Here is a 15,177-nt window from a genome sequence, read left to right on the forward strand (position 1 = left end):
TCACGCCACAGGCTGAGCCGGCGGCGCCTGTTGCTGCCGCCGGAACAGCACCTTCTGGTACAGCCACCCGATCGCGACCAGCACCAGGCCGAGGCCGATGAAGGACAGCGCGCGCCACACCCCGGTGAGCGCCGACATGTCGACCAGGAAGGCCTTCAGGATCGTCAGCGCGATCACGATCGCCGACGCCAGACGGGCGCGCTGCGACGACACGATGACGCCGATGCCGAGCAGCACCACGCCGAAGGCCAGCCAGGCGAGCGAATAGGTGTATTGCTCGGCCGCGCTGGTCACGCCGCTCATCAGGTTGGGGCCGTGATAGATGCGGCGGATCTCCAGGCTCACATACGACAGCGCCAGCACCAGTGCGCCGGCGGCAAGCGTGTTGCCGTAGGCGGGCGGGCGGCGGCCTGCGACAGCGTAGGACAACAGCAGCATCAGCACCGCGGGGAAGGCGTAGGCGAGGATCAGGATGTTGAGGATGCCGCCCCTGATCGCGACGTCCGAGATCATCGGATTCTCGAACAGCAGGAGCCCGAGCACGGTCGCGCCGCCAGCGATGCCGGCGAGGATCGCGGCGCCGATGTCGTGCACGATGCTGCCGCTGCGCTCGCGCAGCCGCTCCAGGCCGATCGCCAGCGCCAGCGCGACGCAGACGTCGAGTCCCACTTCGGCGAGCGAGGGCGCCGCCAGCATGTCGCCGTCATTGACGGCGTGGCGGATCTCCAGGAACGCCAGCAGCGTCGTAAACAGGATCGCGGCGGCCTCGACCGCGCGCAGCGGCGCATCGTCGCCATGGCGGCGCATCAGATAGCTCGCGCCCCAGAACGAGGCCGCCGGCACGCCGTAGCCCCACAGCAGCCAGTTGACGATCGGCGTGGTGCCGACATCGGCGCCGACGATGCGCGGATCGTAGCCGATCCTGAACACCACCAGCCCGGCGAAGACAGCAGCGAGCGTGCGCAGGAACGGGATCGGCCGGCTCTGGAAGATCCAGGCGGTGCCGAGCGACATCAGCGCCAGCGCGATCGTCAGCCAGCCCTTCTCCAATGCGAATGTCAGCGCCAGCGCCAGCGCGCCCAGCGTGCCGGTCGCGAACAGCGCGATCGCGGCGCCGAGGCCGGGACGCTCCTCGCGCCGCGTCAGCGCTTCGGTGGCGGCGGCGAATGCGGCGGCAAGCACGACGGCGACGATCGCGAACGGGATCGAGCGATCGAGATGGGCGATGCGCGCGTACAGCGCGACCAGCAGCGCTGTTGGCGTGAACACGCCGGCCGCCGACCACACCACCGGCACGACCGCGTTCTCCGAACGTCCCTGCGCCAGGAAGCCGGCGCCGCCGAAGCCGAGCGCGAAGATCGCCGCCGTCACCAGATGCGACGTGACCGATGCGCCGAGCGGGTTCGGGCCCATGCCGGGCAGCGCGCCGCCGGGCAGCACCAGCAGGTCCGGATTGTCGCGCAGCGCCCATTCGACGAACACGACGAACACGGTCCCCGCCGCAGCCGCGACCGCTCCGGCCGCGCTCGGCGCGCGCCAGGCGACCGCGAGCGTCGCGGCGACCAGCACCGTAAAGCCGATCAGCGCCAGGCCGTCATGGAAGCTCGCGAGCACGACGAGCATCGCGCCGAGCAGATAGACGGCAAGCCCCACCGACGAGATCGGCTCGACCTCGTCGTTATCGGCTGCAGGCCCGAACATGAAGCCGCAGGCCACGATCAGCGCCGCCAGCGCGAAGCCCGTGACGACGTGGAAGACGTGCGGCGCGACCGTCTCGACGCCCGCGTCGAGGCCGGGCAGGGTCCACAGGAACGACAGCCCGATCGTGGTCATCGCCAGCCAGCGCCACAGCCGCACGCGCGCCAGCGCGAACGCGGCCGCCGTGACGATGGCGAGATAGATGTACAGCGCCCAGTAGTTCGGCTGCCCGGTCGAGACCAGCACCGGCGTCGTGAACGCCGCGACGAGACCGAGCCCGGCCAGCGCCGGGCCATGCAGCAGCGCCGCCGCCAGCGTGCCCAGCGCGACGACGCCGAGCAGCACGAAGGCGATCGCGGGCGGCAGGAATTCATACAGCGCGTAGGCCGCGTAGATGGTGGCGAAGGCGACTGCCGTTCCGGCCGCGGTGAGGATCGCCGGGATGTTGGCGATCGGCAGCGCCGCAATCTGCGAGATGCTCTCCTTGCGCCGGCTCCATTCGCCCGCCGCCAGCAGCGCGGCGGCGAACAGCGCGCCGAGCGCGACGCGGACCTCGGGGCCGACCAGGCCGGCCTCGATCGAGTAGCGCACCATGAAGAAGCCGCCGAGCGCGAGCGTCAGCCCGCCGATCCACACCACCCAGCGGGTGCCGATGGTCTCCTCGAAGCCGGCCGCCGGCTGCGGCAGCGGCGGCACGAACGGCGGGTGATCAGCGGCCGGCGCGTCGGCCGTGAGATCCGCTTGCTGCAGGGCAGGCTCGGCGAGGTCGGGCAAGGGTGGCGGCATCGGTGCGGCCGTGGCGGGCTCCTGGAACGGGCTCAGCGGCGGTGCGGCCGCCACCTGGGGCGCTGCGACAGGGCGGGCGATTTCCAGCCTGGCGAGCCTGGCCTCCATGTCGGTCAGCCGCACGGAGGTCCGGCGGGCCATGACGAGCGCCGCGAGCGCGGCCAGGAGGGCGATCCAGTCCAGGGGCCAGTCGAACATCAAAGGAAACAGTCCTGACTTCGATGGCGCCGCCGGCGTCATCGGGGAGGGAACAGGGGCCTTGCGGCCCCTGTGACGTGCGCAGCGAATCGGCGGCCGGCACGGATGTGCCGTCACGATGGCTGCAGTTCCTTGAGTGTCAAACGGGAGAAGGGAAGTTCAAGCCGCGCAGGTATGGCGCTACTTGCCGGTGCTCCGGATTGCAGATTGCGGCCTGGAACGACCGTGTGGAGCTCAGTCCAGATCGATCCGGAACGGCTGGCTGTCGACCATCATCGCGCCCGGGCCGATCGCGTCCAGTGCGCGCACCATGCGCCCCTGGCGGCCCAGCGCGCGGTCGGCGAGGCTGACGATCAGGCGGTTGGGCGAGGCGATCGGCGACGCCTCGCGGATCGCCCAGGCGATGTCCAGCTCGTCGCGGTGCGGATTGAGCGCGCAGGCAGCCGCGAAGGCGCTGGCGGTGGAGCGGCTGATGCCGGCATAGCAATGGATGACCAGCGGCGCCGCGCGGTCCCAGCCGCGCACGAAATCCAGCACCTGGGTGACATGACCCTCGCCCGGCGCCATGAAGCCCGGGAGCTGCTCGGTGATGTCGTCGACCGACACCCGCAGATGGTTCTCGGGCCGGATGGTTTCCGGCCGCTGCACCTGTTCGACATTGGCCATGATGGTCAGCACATGGCTGGCGCCGGTCAGGCGCACGGTCTCGGGCAGGGCGGCGAGTGAGCAGACGTGGATCATGAGGTGCCTTTGGACGCCCCATTATACGAACGGCGGCACGAGGGCAAAGGCGCGTTTTGGAGGGGCGCCGTGGGGCAGGCGCATATGTGCGCGCCGCCGCATGCGAGGGTCGTGCGCCCTCAGCGCGTGTTCTTGAGCTGCCGCAGCTCCTGCCGCACCAGATGCGCCTTGCCTTCGATCTCGGCGTTCAGCCGCTCGAGGTGATCGAGCACACGCTCACGGCTCGCCGACGACACCTCGACGGGCTTCTCGGCCCAGGGACGGCGCACGAGCAGGGCCACCATGGCGACGGCCAGGGCGGTCAGGAGCGGAAAGCTCAGGGCAACGAGCTGGTGCGTGGTCATCGAAGACCTCCCAGGATCCACTGACCCAGCAAATGTATGAGCACTCCGGTGACAATGCAAACCACGCCGGAGCCGTAAATCAGCGTGGCGGGGGTCCCCGGCGGCAGCACCCCGTAGACGAACTGGGCGAGCGGCACGAATGTTCCGGCGGTGACGATCGCGGTCGCCAGCGTGTTGACCCAGTTGGCCAGCAGCCTCAGCCGTTCATTGCGGCGCTCGTCCGGCGTCAGCGGCATCTCAGCACGATCCCAGCACCAAGTTGAACCGCGTCAGGAACCGTTTCTCCGCCTTGGCGGCACTCCAGGGCGTCAGATAGTCGGTGACGGTGGCCTCGGGCAGGCCGGGGTCGCGGCCGAACAGCCGCTTGGCCTCGCTCTCCGAGAACCCGGCGAGCCGGGTGGCTTCCAGATAGGCCGAGCCGCGATCCGCCGCCTTGATCTGGCGCTCGATCTCAGGCGCGAGCTCGGCCGGCAGGCCGAAGCGGATGTGGATCGCGCCGAGCAGCCGCTTCTCGACGGATTTGTAGCTGCCGCCGAGCACCGCCTTGAACGGCGAGATCATGTCGCCGATGACATATTCCGGCGCATCGTGCAGCAGCGCCGCGAGCCGCAGCCGCGCATCGATGTTGGGTTTCTTCGCGCGCATCACCGTTTCCACCAGCAGCGTGTGCTGGGCCACCGAGAAGATGTGCGCGCCCGACGTCTGGCCGTTCCAGCGCGCCACGCGCGACAGGCCGTGCGCGATGTCGGCGATCTCGACATCGAGCGGCGAGGGATCGATGAGGTTCAGCCGCCGTCCCGACAGCATGCGCTGCCAGACACGGTCCTGCCCGCTCGCGGGCTTGTCGCTCGTCATTTGGGTGGCTTGAGGCGCGGGGCGCGGCGCTTGCCGCTGCAGGTCTGGTGGCAGAAGCAGGTGACGAGATGGTCGTTGACCATCCCCGTCGCCTGCATGAAGGCGTAGACGATCGTGGGCCCCACGAACTTGAAGCCGCGCGACGACAGCTCCTTGGAGACCTTGATCGACAATGGCGTCGAGGCCGGCACGCTCGCGGTGGTCTTGAACGCATTCACCTTGGGCGCGCCGTCCATGAAGTCCCACAGCAGCTTCGAGAAGCCGGGGCCCTTGTCCTGGATGTCGAGCCAGGATTTCGCACTGAGAATGGTGCCTTCGATCTTGGCGCGGTTGCGCACGATGCCGGCATCGTTCATCAGCGCGTGGATCTTCTTGTCGGAATAGCGCGCGATCTTCTCCGGCTGGAAATCGTCGAACGCACGGCGGAAATTGTCGCGCTTGCGCAGGATCGTGATCCACGACAGCCCGGCCTGAAAGCCGTCGAGGATCAGCTTCTCATACAGCGCGCGGTCGTCATATTCGGGAACGCCCCACTCGGTGTCGTGATAGGCGACGTACAGCGGATCGCTGCCCGGCCAGGGGCAGCGCGTCAGGCCATCGGGATGGACGACAGCGGCGCGACCCATGCTGACAGCTCAGGCGACCGTCTGCTTCGGCGCGCCCTGCAGGGCGTCGAGATCGGCGACGCGCAAGGTCAGGCCGCCCGCCGTGAGCGGCGTGCCGGCCTCGATCGCCTCCGTGGTGCGGTCGATGCGCAGCAGTGCGATGCCCTTCTGCTGCGCGGCCGAGCCCATCGTGCCCACGCTCTTGTCGCCGGCGGTGATCGGCGTGCCCGGCTCCGGGCTTAGGCCGTCGAGCAGCACCTGTGCCGCGCGCGTGCGCGTCGTGCCGCGGTGGTGCATGCGGCTGACGACCTCCTGGCCGACATAGCAGCCCTTGCCGATATCGACGCCGTGCAGCAGGTCCATGTTGGTCTCGTGCGGGAAGGCGTCGCCATACATGAAGTCGAGCCCGCCGCGCGGCACGCTGCAGCCGATGCGATGCGCCTCATAGGCGTCCGCGCCGACCACCTCGGCGCCGGCCTGCGCGGCGATGCCGCCGAGCTCGGCCTGCGGCGCGATGACGCGCAGGCCGAGGTCGCCGTGGCGCGGATCGACGAACGACAATTCGGAGGCCGCTGCGACCGCACCGCCCCAGATCGCGATCACGCCGAGCTGGTCCGACAGGTTGGTGATCCCGACCTTGGCGCGGAGCTTGTAGACGTTGAGCTTGTCGGTCAGCGCCTGCGCCAGCGCGCGCGGACAGTCGAGCAGGAAGCGCTCACCGCCTTCGCTTGCGGGCACCTGGGTCACCAGGAAATCAATGACGATCTTGCCCTGCGGCGTCAGCAATGCGCCAAACCGGGCCTCGCCCGGATGGAGCTTGCCGACATCCGTGGTGAAGAGACCGTTGAGGAACTTGCGTGCATCGTCGCCGCTGACCTGGACCACGCCCCGGTCGTCGAGAAACGTCGCCTTCATTCGAAAAACCTCTTGCGACAGGCCGCACCGAAACGTAAGCCGCGCTGGCATAAACCACAAGGCTGAAACGCCGCACTGCGGTGGCTTCATTCTAAAGATCGAGACGCGCACCTTCCAAACGGCCAGCAAATGGGCAGGCGCGCAGCATGATCCAACTGCCTTGGGGTGATCGGGAGAATGAAATCCTATGAGGGCTTCATGAGCGCGCGGTTCGACGTCATTCTGAAATCCGGCACCGTGGTCAATCAAGACGGCGAGGGCGTCCGCGACGTCGGCATTTCGAATGGACGCATTGTCGAGATCGGCGATCTCAGCGCCGCGTCGGCCGCCGAGCTCATCGACTGCAAAGGCCTGCACGTGCTGCCCGGCGTGATCGACACCCAGGTGCATTTCCGCGAGCCCGGCCTGACCCACAAGGAGGATCTCGAAACCGGCTCGCGCAGCGCCGTGATGGGCGGCGTCACCGCCGTGTTCGAGATGCCCAACACCAATCCGCTGACGGTGACCGAGGAGGCGTTCACCGCCAAGGTCGCAGCCGGCCGGCATCGCATGCATTGCGACTTCGCGTTCTTCATCGGCGGCACCCGCGAGAACGTCGATCAGCTGCCGGTGCTCGAGCGCGCCGAGGGCTGCGCCGGTGTGAAAGTGTTCGTCGGCTCCTCCACCGGCTCGCTGCTGGTCGAGGACGACGACTCACTGCGCCGCATCTTCCAGGTGATCCGCCGCCGCGCCGCCTTCCACGCCGAGGACGAATATCGCCTCAACGAGCGCAAGAACCTGCGCGTCGAGAACGACCCGCGCTCGCACCCGGTGTGGCGCGACGAGGAGGCGGCGCTGCGCGCCACGCAACGCCTCGTCAATCTCGCGCACGAGACCGGCAAGCGCATCCACGTGCTGCACATCTCGACCAAGGAAGAGATCGTGTACCTGCGCGATCACAAGGACGTCGCCACCGTCGAGGCGACGCCGCATCATCTCACGCTCGCTGCGCCCGAGTGCTACGAGCGTCTCGGCACCTACGCGCAGATGAATCCGCCGGTGCGATCAGTCGATCATCGCGATGTCATCTGGTGGGGCGTGCACCAGGGCATCGTCGACATCCTCGGCTCCGACCACGCGCCGCATACGGCGGAGGAGAAGTCCAAGACCTATCCGGCCTCGCCGTCCGGCATGACCGGCGTGCAGACGCTGGTGCCGATCATGCTCGACCACGTCAACGCGGGCCGGCTGTCACTCGCTCGCTTCGTCGACCTCACCAGCGCCGGCCCCGCCCGCATCTACAACATCGCCCGCAAGGGCCGCATCGCCGCCGGCTACGACGCCGATCTCACGATCGTCGACCTCAAGCGCAGCGAGACCATCACCAACAAATGGGTGGCCTCGAAAGCCGGCTGGACGCCCTATGACGGCGTCCGCGTGAGGGGCTGGCCGGTCGGCACCTTCGTCCGCGGCCAGCGCGTGATGTGGCAGGGCGAGCTGCTGACGCCGGCGACGGGCGAGCCGGTGAGGTTCATGGAGACGCTGCGGCCGTAAGGTCGCGCGGCGCAGTCACGAGCACAGCGGTAGGGTGGGCAAAGGCGCACGCGCGACGCTTGCGCCAAATTCGACGCCCTCGCGCGCCGTGCCCACCATTGGTGCCGCGCGCGCTGATGGATGGTGGGCACGCAACCACCCTGCGGGCGGCTGCTTTGCCCACCCTACGGCCGCGCTCTGAATTGTTTGCTCGCAATGACGCGGGGCGGCCATCGCGCCCCGCCATAGCTCACCCGAACAGCTTGTCGATGTCGTCCTGGGAAATCGCCACGCCCGTACGCTGCGGCCCGTTCAGCAGGCTTGGCGCGGTGGAGGGAGCGGCAAGCTCGGCGGCCATCCGCGCCAGCTCATCCTTGCCCCAGATGCGGACGAGCCGGTTGATGTGCTCCTCCATGAACTTGAGCGACTTGACCACGCGCGTGATGCGCTGCCCAGTGAGGTCCTGAAAGGCGCACGCCTCGAACACCTTGTTGGTGCTGTCGACGATCTCGTCGCAGACCGCCACGGTCGTCGGGTCCTTGACGCCCTGCAGCTTCCCGACGCTGGCGCTGATCGACTCCATGCTTTCGAGGATCGTGTTGCCGGCTACTTCCGTATTTTCCACGATCGCGTCGAGGGTGTCGGTCATCGACGCGAAGCTGCCCTTGTCGCCCTGAAGAGCGGCGAGCTCCCGCCGCATGCTGCTGATGTTGCCGAACATCTCGACCAAGAGCGTCTTCAGCATCCTCTCTTCTTCTGGCGCAATCATCAGAAATCCCCGATCTTTCCTTAACGTTTCCTTGAGTGAAACTTCGTGCGACAGTTGCAGGCCCGGTCTGCCCCTCTGTGAGGGCGTTTCGGATTTCGGTTCGACGGTGACCAGCTCGCGACGCGGTATCGAGAGCTCCCGTCGTCAGCGAGGTGAAGCTCAGCCACCGATTGTTCCCCGATTTCGTTAAAGGCGCATGTTCATTCCCGTCAGAAGCCTGGACATGGTGAAGGGTTTCGAACGCGAGATTGGTCGCCCGGCCCGAGGGTTCCGCTCCCGGACGCGACGGCAGGCTGCAAAAGCATCGATCGGCCGCGTCGGACCCCCGACCCATGTTCGGTTCATGGGCCGGCTGACTGCATCGGCAGCGGTGCTGACGAGGCCGGTAATTTCGACTATCCTGCCCCGCAGACCATCAAGGCGGGCAGGACGGGGGCCCACGGGGGGACATCGATGACCACAGTAAGAAGCGGGCTGGCCCAGAAGAGCGGCGCCGTGATCCATGTTCGGTCCGGCGACATGGTCGTCGACGCCTTGCGCCAGATGCGCGACAACCGGGTCCGCTCGGTGCTGGTCATCGACGACGGCGTGCTGGTCGGCATCGTCACGCAGGGCGACTGCGCCATCAAGGTGCTGCTGCCCGGGCTGGATGCGAAGCAGACGCCGGTGAGCCAGGTGATGACGGCCAATCCGGTGACGGTAAAGCCGGACCATCGCCTCGACAGCTGCATGGCCCTGATGTCGCAGCGCGGCTTTCGCCATCTGCCGGTGCTGGATGATGGCAAGGTCGTGGGCGTGATCTCGATCGGCGACGTCGTCAAGAACATCATCATGGACCTGGAGCACAACGTCGACGATCTGATGGGCTACATCATGAAGGACGGCCCCGGCGGCTGACGGACGACGCGGAGCCGTTCCCCGCTCCAAGCATCCCGCCTCAACGAGGGGGGCGCGTGTACGGTCGTCGCGCGAGGCGGGGCGGCCGTCGACGTTTCGGGTTTCAGCAGTACGAATGACAAGGTCGCCCCGGTCCGTCTGCAATCGGCTCACGAACCTTGCGGCCGGCCCGTCCCTTCGAACGCGACAGGGGACAGCAGAATGGCCACCGCACACCTGATCCACGGCTATCTCGGTGCCGGAAAGACGACCTTTGCGCGCCGCCTGGAGCAGGAGCTACCGGCCATCCGCTTCAGCCACGACGAATGGATGACGAGTTTGTACGGCGATGATCCGCCGGTGGATCAGTTCGCCGAGTTTCATCGGAGGGTATCGAAGCTGCTCGACGCGCAATGGACGAGGTGTGTCGAACTCGGCGTGGATGTCGTGCTCGATTGCGGCTTCTGGACGCGACGCGAGCGCGACGAGACGAGGGCGACCGCCGCGGCGTCGGGAGCGGCCGTGCGACTCTATCGTCTCGCGTGCCCGGACGACGAAGCTTGGCGCCGCATCGACAAGCGCAACACGCATCTCGACGGCAGCTCGCTCATCGTCCGGCACACATTCGAGACGCTCAAGAGCCGCTTCGAGCCCCTGCAGAACGATGAGGATCGGATCGAAGTCAGGCAATGCTGAACCACGTTGGCTCCAAGCTGCCCGCGTCGAGGATCGGAAGAGTGGTCCATCTCCGTTCTGTCCAGCCGATGCCGGGGACGTTGGTTTCGGGATTCTAAGTAGTGCAGGGGGCTTTCATCCCCGGCCCATCATCCGAAGGTCGTCGCGATCGCGGCGCGGACGGCGGCTTTCGCACCGGTGGGAAGGAAGGTGCCGTGGGCCGCAAACAGCGCATCGAAATCATGATCGAGCAATCGGTCGAAATCGGTCCTGAGGCTGCCACCATGAGGCGTCGCCGCCTTGAGCCAGATCGGGCCGATGAGCGTCGTGCGCTTGAAGCCGAGAAACGGCATTGCGATCCGTGCCGGCAAGTTGTTATTCGAAAAGTCGCCGTAGTGCTGAAGCGCATCGCAGGTCACGAGCACGCCCGCACCAGAGCGAAGCAGCAGTGCCGCCTCGGGGATGCGCGCGCCAGCGAAGACCAGCAGTTGGGCGCCGTCGAACGGCAGTTCGCCGAGATCGGTCAAGGGCGCGTCGATCGGCGGGGTGGTGAAGCGAGTCCCGCCCGGTTGAGCCCAGAATCGCGCTCCATAACGGTCGACGTAAAAGGCGTCGTCGCGTCCGTGGGCGCCCCCAAGACGCAAGACATGAGCGACCCGCCCGAGCGCCTCCAGCCTGGCCAGTTCGTCGGGAGCGAGGCGAACGGAATTGACCAGCGTCAGCGCATCGCCGCGGCGAATGATCGTCATGTTGCGCGAAATGGTCACGAGCGCGTTGATCGGGATCGTGCCGCGCGCGCAAAACAGATCGGGTCCGATTTGCGCGATGGGGTCGTGGTGCAGGGCGGGGGGAAAGTCTTTCATCGGTGGCCTCTCAAGTCACCCGTTACAGCGCCTGAACGGCTTCGCACGCCGCCAGACAGGCCAGGGCTTCGCATAGGCATCCGACCATGGGTCGTGAATACAACACCCAACGCTGAACCGCACGCGCCGCGATGCACGAACAAGGCGGCCTATGAGTTCGATACGAGCCAAAGCCAGATGGCTCGCCGGACCCAAACGTTGCCCTTTCGGCAACCATATCAGGCGGCGCCTTGGAGCGCAGTGCGGATTTGAGCTTCAGCCGAGGCCATAGCCGCCTTTACGGCTTCGGGCCCGTAAGAGGTCCCTTCGACACGGATCAGCTCGATATCGGTCAACCCGATGAAGCGCAGCAGATGGAGAAGGTAGTTGGTCTGGAAGTCGAACGACGCGTATTCTCCTTCCGAGAAAACGCCACCACTCGCCACGACGAGATAGACCTTCTTGCCGGACAGTAGACCCTTTGGGCCGTTCTGGTCGTATTTGAACGTGACGCCCGGCCATGTGATGTGATCGATCCATGCCTTGAGTTGCGAGGACGGACCGAAATTGATCATGCCCGAACCGATGACGATTGTGTCGGCGGCCTTGATCTCATTGACCAGCGCTTCGGCGAGCCCGACCGCCTGCGCCTGTTCCGGCGTACGTTCTTCCAGCGACGCCAAGCGGCCATTGATATAGGCCGGAGTGATATGCGGCGGCGGCTCCGCCGAAACATCGCGCGTCGTCAGCGTGGCGCCCGAATGAGCCTTGAGCCTTTCGGCGATCTCAGCCGCGAAGCGGCTGGACAGGCCTTCGGCACTGCGTGGGCTCGATGTGATGAGGAGGATGTTGGTCATGCTTACTCCCTGGTCTTTAGTGATTGGCAATTGCAGGAGCCGCGCGAACGAGCTCCCTGTTCGGAACCTGCTCGACGAGGAACTTTGCGAGATTGCCTCTCGACAGTTTCGTGCCGAGCTTGGACTTTCCGTACCAGCCGACGTCGATGGTCCCGCTGGCCGGGCCGTCCTTGAGATTTGGAATCCTCACCAGGGTCCAGTCCAGTCCTGAATCCCGAACCAATTCGGCCGTTGCTCTGATGTCGTCTACGCCCTTGCGCGCAATCAGCTTGAACAGCATCAAAAACGAGTGGGCCTTGAGATCGAAGCGATCTTTTGGATCGCGATAACTCGCCGTGGAAATTTGAATGAGGCGATGAACACCCAACTCTTTCATGACCGAGACGATGTTGCTGACACCGTGCATGATCGGCCGGTTGCCCTTGATCTTGAGACTGTTGGGTCCAAGTGCACTGATGACTGCCGTAGAACCACGGATGCACTCGGCCATCGCCTCTACGTTCGTAAGGTCGCCGACAACGATTTCAATTTTCCCCTGGTAGTCCTTCAGCTTGCCGGCATCGCGCGTATAGACCGACAGGCTGTAGCCTTGCCTGCGTGCCTCCTCGATGAGGTGCCGTCCGGTCGGACCGGTTGCGCCGAATAGCGAAATCTTCATTGCTCTTTCTCGCGGTTTCAACGTTGCGAGGCGGAGCCACACCGATCGCGGTGCTGGTGCCAAGGTTGGAAAGTGTCATTTCTGTCGGCCATACATGCATTCGTCGTTGGTGTGTTTCGTTGACTAGATGATTGGGGTAGACTGCCCCATAGACAAGAACGTAAAATTTTGAGGCCTAGTCACATGCGTATGACCGCCCCCATTCCACTCCAGCCCGGAACGTATCCCAGCTGCGGACCAGTCAAAGAGGTCCTTGGCCGCATGGGCGACAAGTGGACCATTCTCGCGATCACCATGCTGGTCGAGCAGCCCCGCCGCTTTAATGAGTTGAAGCGTTTGATAGGTGGGATTTCGCAGCAGATGCTCACCCGTACGCTCAAGGCGCTGGAGCGCGACGGGATGGTGACGCGGAAAGTTCATCCGAGCGTCCCGCCTCAAGTCGAGTACAGTCTGACTGATCTAGGGAAATCGCTTGCTGGACCGTTGATGCAGCTGGCGACTTGGGTGGTCGATCACATGAGCGAAATCGAAAGTTTTCGGGCCCGACACGATCAAGCAGCTCATCACTGATAAGAAGATCAAGGTGAATGTGCACCAGCCAGGCGCGTCCGTCTGGAGTAAGCAACGCGTTTTTTCTAGGACATTTTGGCTCGACGCTTGCCGCGCCGGGCCGCCCGTCGGGCAAATCAGTGCGCGACTTTAGTTGTGACAACGACGCTATCCGCCGCGGCAACTACACAAAGCCATTTACCGAAGCGGAAAATATTCTCCGTTGTCTCAATGCGATCGCGTCTTCCGCATCTTTCAGTCGAAAAAAGCGCTTTCGCGTTTTAAGAAATCGTGTCTATCTTCCCTCCATCCCGCCTCAACGAGAGGGGCGTACGCGCGGTCGTCACGAGACGCGAGGCGGGGAGGCGGTGGACGTGTCGGGTTGCAGCGTGGCTTTGTCCGCGCGGACGAACGATCTCGATGCGGACGTGAAGTCGTGTGGTCCTGGCCTCCCGATGCCGAGGTCAAGCCAGCGCATGATGCGAGAGCGTCGGCGCAGGCGATGGGGGCAATCAAGCCGGTCCCCAGGGAGAGCGCGAGATAAGCGTTAAACCCATCGCGCAGGGGAGGCTGGGCTCATCCGGCTGCACCTGTGGTTCCTGCCCCGTGCTTTTTGCCTGCACGGGGGCCATGGGCGTCAGCCGACGCCCAGCCTTCCCTGCGCCCTCGACTAATCGAGGGACGAACGTCGGTCATCGCTCGGACGCATCGCGCCGCGAGGACGACGAAACATGTCCCACGCTATTTGACATTTGTGCAGATGATCGCCGATGCCGGCGACGCGCGGTAGGGTGGGCAAAGCAGCCGCCCGCAAGGGCGGTCGCGTGCCCACCGTCGTGAGGCATAGGCGGGGTGCGGTGGTGGGCACGGCGCGCGCGTCAGCTCGGGATAGCGGCAGCGCGGCGCGCCTTTGCCCGCCCTACGAGGCTAAGCGCGAAGCGTTGAAATCGTCAGCGCTACTGCGTGGCCCGGGCGAGCGAGAATTCGCCGTTGCGGATGCGCTCGGGGAAGCCTTCGACGAAGGTCGCCACGGCGTCCTCGCCATAGGTCGTCACGAGTTCGGCGAGCGCCGCGAACAGGCTGGCCTGCGCCAGGCAGTCGCCGTCGACGCCGTCGTGGCGCGCTTCCGCCCAGGCTTCGTTGAGGTAGCTGAGCGCAGCCTGCTTCTGCTCGTGATCGGGCAGCACGTCGGGATAGGCGCTGAATGTGACGGGAAAGCTCATTGAATTCAGTCTGGCGGAGCCGCGAGGGGCAAGGAAATCCGAACGCGGGTGCGCCGGACCCGTAAGCATTACCACGCGAGGCGCGGACGCCTAGGCCAGTTCTTTAGGATAGGTTAACAAGGTTAACACAAACGGGGATAAGTGCGTCCGGTCAATTGGCGTAGCGCGCCGTGAGGTCGCGCGAGATCTTCGAGCCCTCGTCGATGTAGCGGCGGATCGCGACCATCGCCGCCGGGGTGCAGGTCCGGTAGGTCTGCTGGAAGCCGTTATAGCCGCGGTTGAAGCCGGCGATCATGCGGGCACGGCGCTCGCCCGACGGGGTCTCGGCATCGATCAGCGCCTGCATCTGGTTGCGCCATTTGGCGCCCTCGTTGCTGCCGCAGATGCCGCGGAGGTAGTGCAGGGTGCCGAGGATCTCCGACAGCCGCTGCAGATCGCCGTCGAACGGCGCGGCCGCGTCCTGCGCCCGCACGGGGGCGGCGCACGCCGTGACGAGTATGAGGGTGGCCAGGAGGCGCTTTGCTACGATCGGAAACACGCCCGTCATATGCCCGCGCCGGACGGCGGACGCAAGGCGGCTGGAGGCGCCTGGAAGGCGGCTACAGCAGTGCCCGGGCGGCGGCGATGATCCCGGGCAGGCCGTCGGTCAGCTGGAGGCCGTCGAGCGCATCGGGCGCGCGCCACTGGGCGTCGTCGAGCTCCTCGTTGAGCCTGGGGAGGCCGGCCTGCCAGCGCGCGGCAAATGGCAGAATCAGGTAATGGCCGCCGCCGCCGTCCGCCGGCAGCACCTCGCGCCAGCCGGCCAGGCCGATGATGGCGATCGAAAGCCCGGTCTCCTCCATCACCTCGCGCGTGAGCGCTGTGTGCAGGCTCTCGCCGAACTCGACCCGTCCGCCGGGCAGGGTGTAGACGCCCTTGGCGGGCGAGCGGGCGCGGCGCACCAGCAGGATCTGGCCATCGCGGAAGATGGCGGCGCTGACGGCGAGCTGGGGATGGCGGGGCGGAGTTTGGGCGGTCATGGCTCGGGGCGGCTCCAGGAGGGGTCTGCACTGTAACGTGAAGACCGCGCGCAGC

The 15,177-nt window shown here is 66.0% G+C and carries 18 protein-coding genes; 4 read left to right on the top strand and 14 right to left on the bottom strand.

Annotated features, from left to right (window positions below):
- The 7 genes from ACQR07_RS23330 to ACQR07_RS23360 all read right to left on the bottom strand — a co-directional run bounded on the left by ACQR07_RS23330 (position 1) and on the right by ACQR07_RS23360 (position 6,142).
- A complete protein-coding gene (locus ACQR07_RS23330) occupies positions 1-2,682 on the bottom strand; it encodes a DUF2339 domain-containing protein (protein WP_434904474.1) in 2,682 nt (893 codons plus the stop codon).
- A gap of 234 nt (positions 2,683-2,916) precedes the next feature.
- A complete protein-coding gene (locus ACQR07_RS23335; RefSeq protein ID WP_434868498.1) occupies positions 2,917-3,423 on the bottom strand; it encodes a tyrosine phosphatase family protein in 507 nt (168 codons plus the stop codon).
- Positions 3,424-3,542: 119 nt separating this feature from the next.
- Positions 3,543-3,767: a hypothetical protein gene (locus tag ACQR07_RS23340; protein WP_434868497.1), complete on the bottom strand. Its 225-nt coding sequence runs from the start codon at positions 3,765-3,767 to the stop codon at positions 3,543-3,545.
- A complete protein-coding gene (locus tag ACQR07_RS23345) occupies positions 3,764-4,003 on the bottom strand; it encodes a hypothetical protein (protein WP_434904475.1) in 240 nt (79 codons plus the stop codon). The genes ACQR07_RS23340 and ACQR07_RS23345 overlap by 4 nt, the downstream gene beginning before the upstream one ends.
- Position 4,004: 1 nt before the next feature.
- Complete coding sequence (locus tag ACQR07_RS23350) at positions 4,005-4,622, bottom strand: YfbR-like 5'-deoxynucleotidase (protein WP_434868495.1); 618 nt, start codon at positions 4,620-4,622, stop codon at positions 4,005-4,007.
- A complete protein-coding gene (locus ACQR07_RS23355) occupies positions 4,619-5,248 on the bottom strand; it encodes a DNA-3-methyladenine glycosylase I (RefSeq protein WP_434904476.1) in 630 nt (209 codons plus the stop codon). The genes ACQR07_RS23350 and ACQR07_RS23355 overlap by 4 nt, the downstream gene beginning before the upstream one ends.
- A 9-nt stretch (positions 5,249-5,257) precedes the next feature.
- Positions 5,258-6,142, bottom strand: coding sequence for a YgfZ/GcvT domain-containing protein (locus ACQR07_RS23360; RefSeq protein WP_434904477.1), 885 nt, complete (start codon positions 6,140-6,142; stop codon positions 5,258-5,260).
- A 198-nt stretch (positions 6,143-6,340) separates the two neighbouring features.
- On the opposite strand from ACQR07_RS23360, the gene ACQR07_RS23365 reads away from it, so the two are divergent.
- A complete protein-coding gene (locus tag ACQR07_RS23365) occupies positions 6,341-7,675 on the top strand; it encodes a dihydroorotase (RefSeq protein WP_434904589.1) in 1,335 nt (444 codons plus the stop codon).
- 229 nt (positions 7,676-7,904) lie between these two features.
- On the opposite strand, the gene ACQR07_RS23370 is transcribed toward ACQR07_RS23365, so the two are convergent.
- A complete protein-coding gene (locus tag ACQR07_RS23370; protein ID WP_434904478.1) occupies positions 7,905-8,423 on the bottom strand; it encodes a protein phosphatase CheZ in 519 nt (172 codons plus the stop codon).
- A 453-nt stretch (positions 8,424-8,876) separates the two neighbouring features.
- On the opposite strand from ACQR07_RS23370, the gene ACQR07_RS23375 reads away from it, so the two are divergent.
- Positions 8,877-9,320: a CBS domain-containing protein gene (locus ACQR07_RS23375; RefSeq protein WP_434904479.1), complete on the top strand. Its 444-nt coding sequence runs from the start codon at positions 8,877-8,879 to the stop codon at positions 9,318-9,320.
- A gap of 201 nt (positions 9,321-9,521) precedes the next feature.
- A complete protein-coding gene (locus tag ACQR07_RS23380; RefSeq protein WP_434904480.1) occupies positions 9,522-9,995 on the top strand; it encodes an AAA family ATPase in 474 nt (157 codons plus the stop codon).
- A gap of 128 nt (positions 9,996-10,123) precedes the next feature.
- Here ACQR07_RS23380 and ACQR07_RS23385 read toward each other — a convergent pair whose 3' ends face one another.
- The 3 genes from ACQR07_RS23385 to ACQR07_RS23395 form a co-directional block, all read right to left on the bottom strand.
- Entirely contained in the window at positions 10,124-10,837 is a 714-nt protein-coding gene (locus ACQR07_RS23385; protein ID WP_434904481.1) for a hypothetical protein, read from the bottom strand.
- Positions 10,838-11,055: 218 nt separating this feature from the next.
- Positions 11,056-11,673, bottom strand: coding sequence for an FMN-dependent NADH-azoreductase (locus tag ACQR07_RS23390; protein ID WP_434904482.1), 618 nt, complete (start codon positions 11,671-11,673; stop codon positions 11,056-11,058).
- Positions 11,674-11,689: 16 nt separating this feature from the next.
- Positions 11,690-12,331: an SDR family oxidoreductase gene (locus tag ACQR07_RS23395; protein ID WP_434904483.1), complete on the bottom strand. Its 642-nt coding sequence runs from the start codon at positions 12,329-12,331 to the stop codon at positions 11,690-11,692.
- A gap of 189 nt (positions 12,332-12,520) precedes the next feature.
- On the opposite strand from ACQR07_RS23395, the gene ACQR07_RS23400 reads away from it, so the two are divergent.
- Positions 12,521-12,901 carry a winged helix-turn-helix transcriptional regulator gene (locus ACQR07_RS23400; protein ID WP_434904590.1) on the top strand — a complete coding sequence of 127 codons (381 nt, stop codon included), beginning with the start codon at positions 12,521-12,523 and terminating at the stop codon, positions 12,899-12,901.
- Positions 12,902-13,836: 935 nt separating this feature from the next.
- Here the strand turns inward: ACQR07_RS23400 and ACQR07_RS23405 are convergent.
- The 3 genes from ACQR07_RS23405 to ACQR07_RS23415 form a co-directional block, all read right to left on the bottom strand.
- Entirely contained in the window at positions 13,837-14,103 is a 267-nt protein-coding gene (locus ACQR07_RS23405; RefSeq protein ID WP_434904484.1) for a hypothetical protein, read from the bottom strand.
- A gap of 151 nt (positions 14,104-14,254) precedes the next feature.
- Positions 14,255-14,650, bottom strand: coding sequence for a TIGR02301 family protein (locus ACQR07_RS23410; protein WP_434904485.1), 396 nt, complete (start codon positions 14,648-14,650; stop codon positions 14,255-14,257).
- 52 nt (positions 14,651-14,702) lie between these two features.
- Positions 14,703-15,122 carry an NUDIX hydrolase gene (locus tag ACQR07_RS23415; RefSeq protein WP_434904486.1) on the bottom strand — a complete coding sequence of 140 codons (420 nt, stop codon included), beginning with the start codon at positions 15,120-15,122 and terminating at the stop codon, positions 14,703-14,705.
- Positions 15,123-15,177: the final 55 nt, after the last annotated feature.

The organism is Bradyrhizobium sp. HKCCYLS20291, assembly GCF_051167715.1.
GTDB lineage: Bacteria > Pseudomonadota > Alphaproteobacteria > Rhizobiales > Xanthobacteraceae > Bradyrhizobium.

What these genes read in the sequence shown, in the direction of transcription:
- ACQR07_RS23330 (WP_434904474.1), bottom strand. Translation starts at nt 2,682, where the DNA reads ATGTTCGACTGGCCCCTGGACTGGATCGCCCTCCTGGCCGCGCTCGCG.
- ACQR07_RS23335 (WP_434868498.1), bottom strand. Translation starts at nt 3,423, where the DNA reads ATGATCCACGTCTGCTCACTCGCCGCCCTGCCCGAGACCGTGCGCCTG.
- ACQR07_RS23340 (WP_434868497.1), bottom strand. Translation starts at nt 3,767, where the DNA reads ATGACCACGCACCAGCTCGTTGCCCTGAGCTTTCCGCTCCTGACCGCC.
- ACQR07_RS23345 (WP_434904475.1), bottom strand. Translation starts at nt 4,003, where the DNA reads ATGCCGCTGACGCCGGACGAGCGCCGCAATGAACGGCTGAGGCTGCTG.
- ACQR07_RS23350 (WP_434868495.1), bottom strand. Translation starts at nt 4,622, where the DNA reads ATGACGAGCGACAAGCCCGCGAGCGGGCAGGACCGTGTCTGGCAGCGC.
- ACQR07_RS23355 (WP_434904476.1), bottom strand. Translation starts at nt 5,248, where the DNA reads ATGGGTCGCGCCGCTGTCGTCCATCCCGATGGCCTGACGCGCTGCCCC.
- ACQR07_RS23360 (WP_434904477.1), bottom strand. Translation starts at nt 6,142, where the DNA reads ATGAAGGCGACGTTTCTCGACGACCGGGGCGTGGTCCAGGTCAGCGGC.
- ACQR07_RS23365 (WP_434904589.1), top strand. Translation starts at nt 6,341, where the DNA reads ATGAGCGCGCGGTTCGACGTCATTCTGAAATCCGGCACCGTGGTCAAT.
- ACQR07_RS23370 (WP_434904478.1), bottom strand. Translation starts at nt 8,423, where the DNA reads ATGATTGCGCCAGAAGAAGAGAGGATGCTGAAGACGCTCTTGGTCGAG.
- ACQR07_RS23375 (WP_434904479.1), top strand. Translation starts at nt 8,877, where the DNA reads ATGACCACAGTAAGAAGCGGGCTGGCCCAGAAGAGCGGCGCCGTGATC.
- ACQR07_RS23380 (WP_434904480.1), top strand. Translation starts at nt 9,522, where the DNA reads ATGGCCACCGCACACCTGATCCACGGCTATCTCGGTGCCGGAAAGACG.
- ACQR07_RS23385 (WP_434904481.1), bottom strand. Translation starts at nt 10,837, where the DNA reads ATGAAAGACTTTCCCCCCGCCCTGCACCACGACCCCATCGCGCAAATC.
- ACQR07_RS23390 (WP_434904482.1), bottom strand. Translation starts at nt 11,673, where the DNA reads ATGACCAACATCCTCCTCATCACATCGAGCCCACGCAGTGCCGAAGGC.
- ACQR07_RS23395 (WP_434904483.1), bottom strand. Translation starts at nt 12,331, where the DNA reads ATGAAGATTTCGCTATTCGGCGCAACCGGTCCGACCGGACGGCACCTC.
- ACQR07_RS23400 (WP_434904590.1), top strand. Translation starts at nt 12,521, where the DNA reads ATGACCGCCCCCATTCCACTCCAGCCCGGAACGTATCCCAGCTGCGGA.
- ACQR07_RS23405 (WP_434904484.1), bottom strand. Translation starts at nt 14,103, where the DNA reads ATGAGCTTTCCCGTCACATTCAGCGCCTATCCCGACGTGCTGCCCGAT.
- ACQR07_RS23410 (WP_434904485.1), bottom strand. Translation starts at nt 14,650, where the DNA reads ATGACGGGCGTGTTTCCGATCGTAGCAAAGCGCCTCCTGGCCACCCTC.
- ACQR07_RS23415 (WP_434904486.1), bottom strand. Translation starts at nt 15,122, where the DNA reads ATGACCGCCCAAACTCCGCCCCGCCATCCCCAGCTCGCCGTCAGCGCC.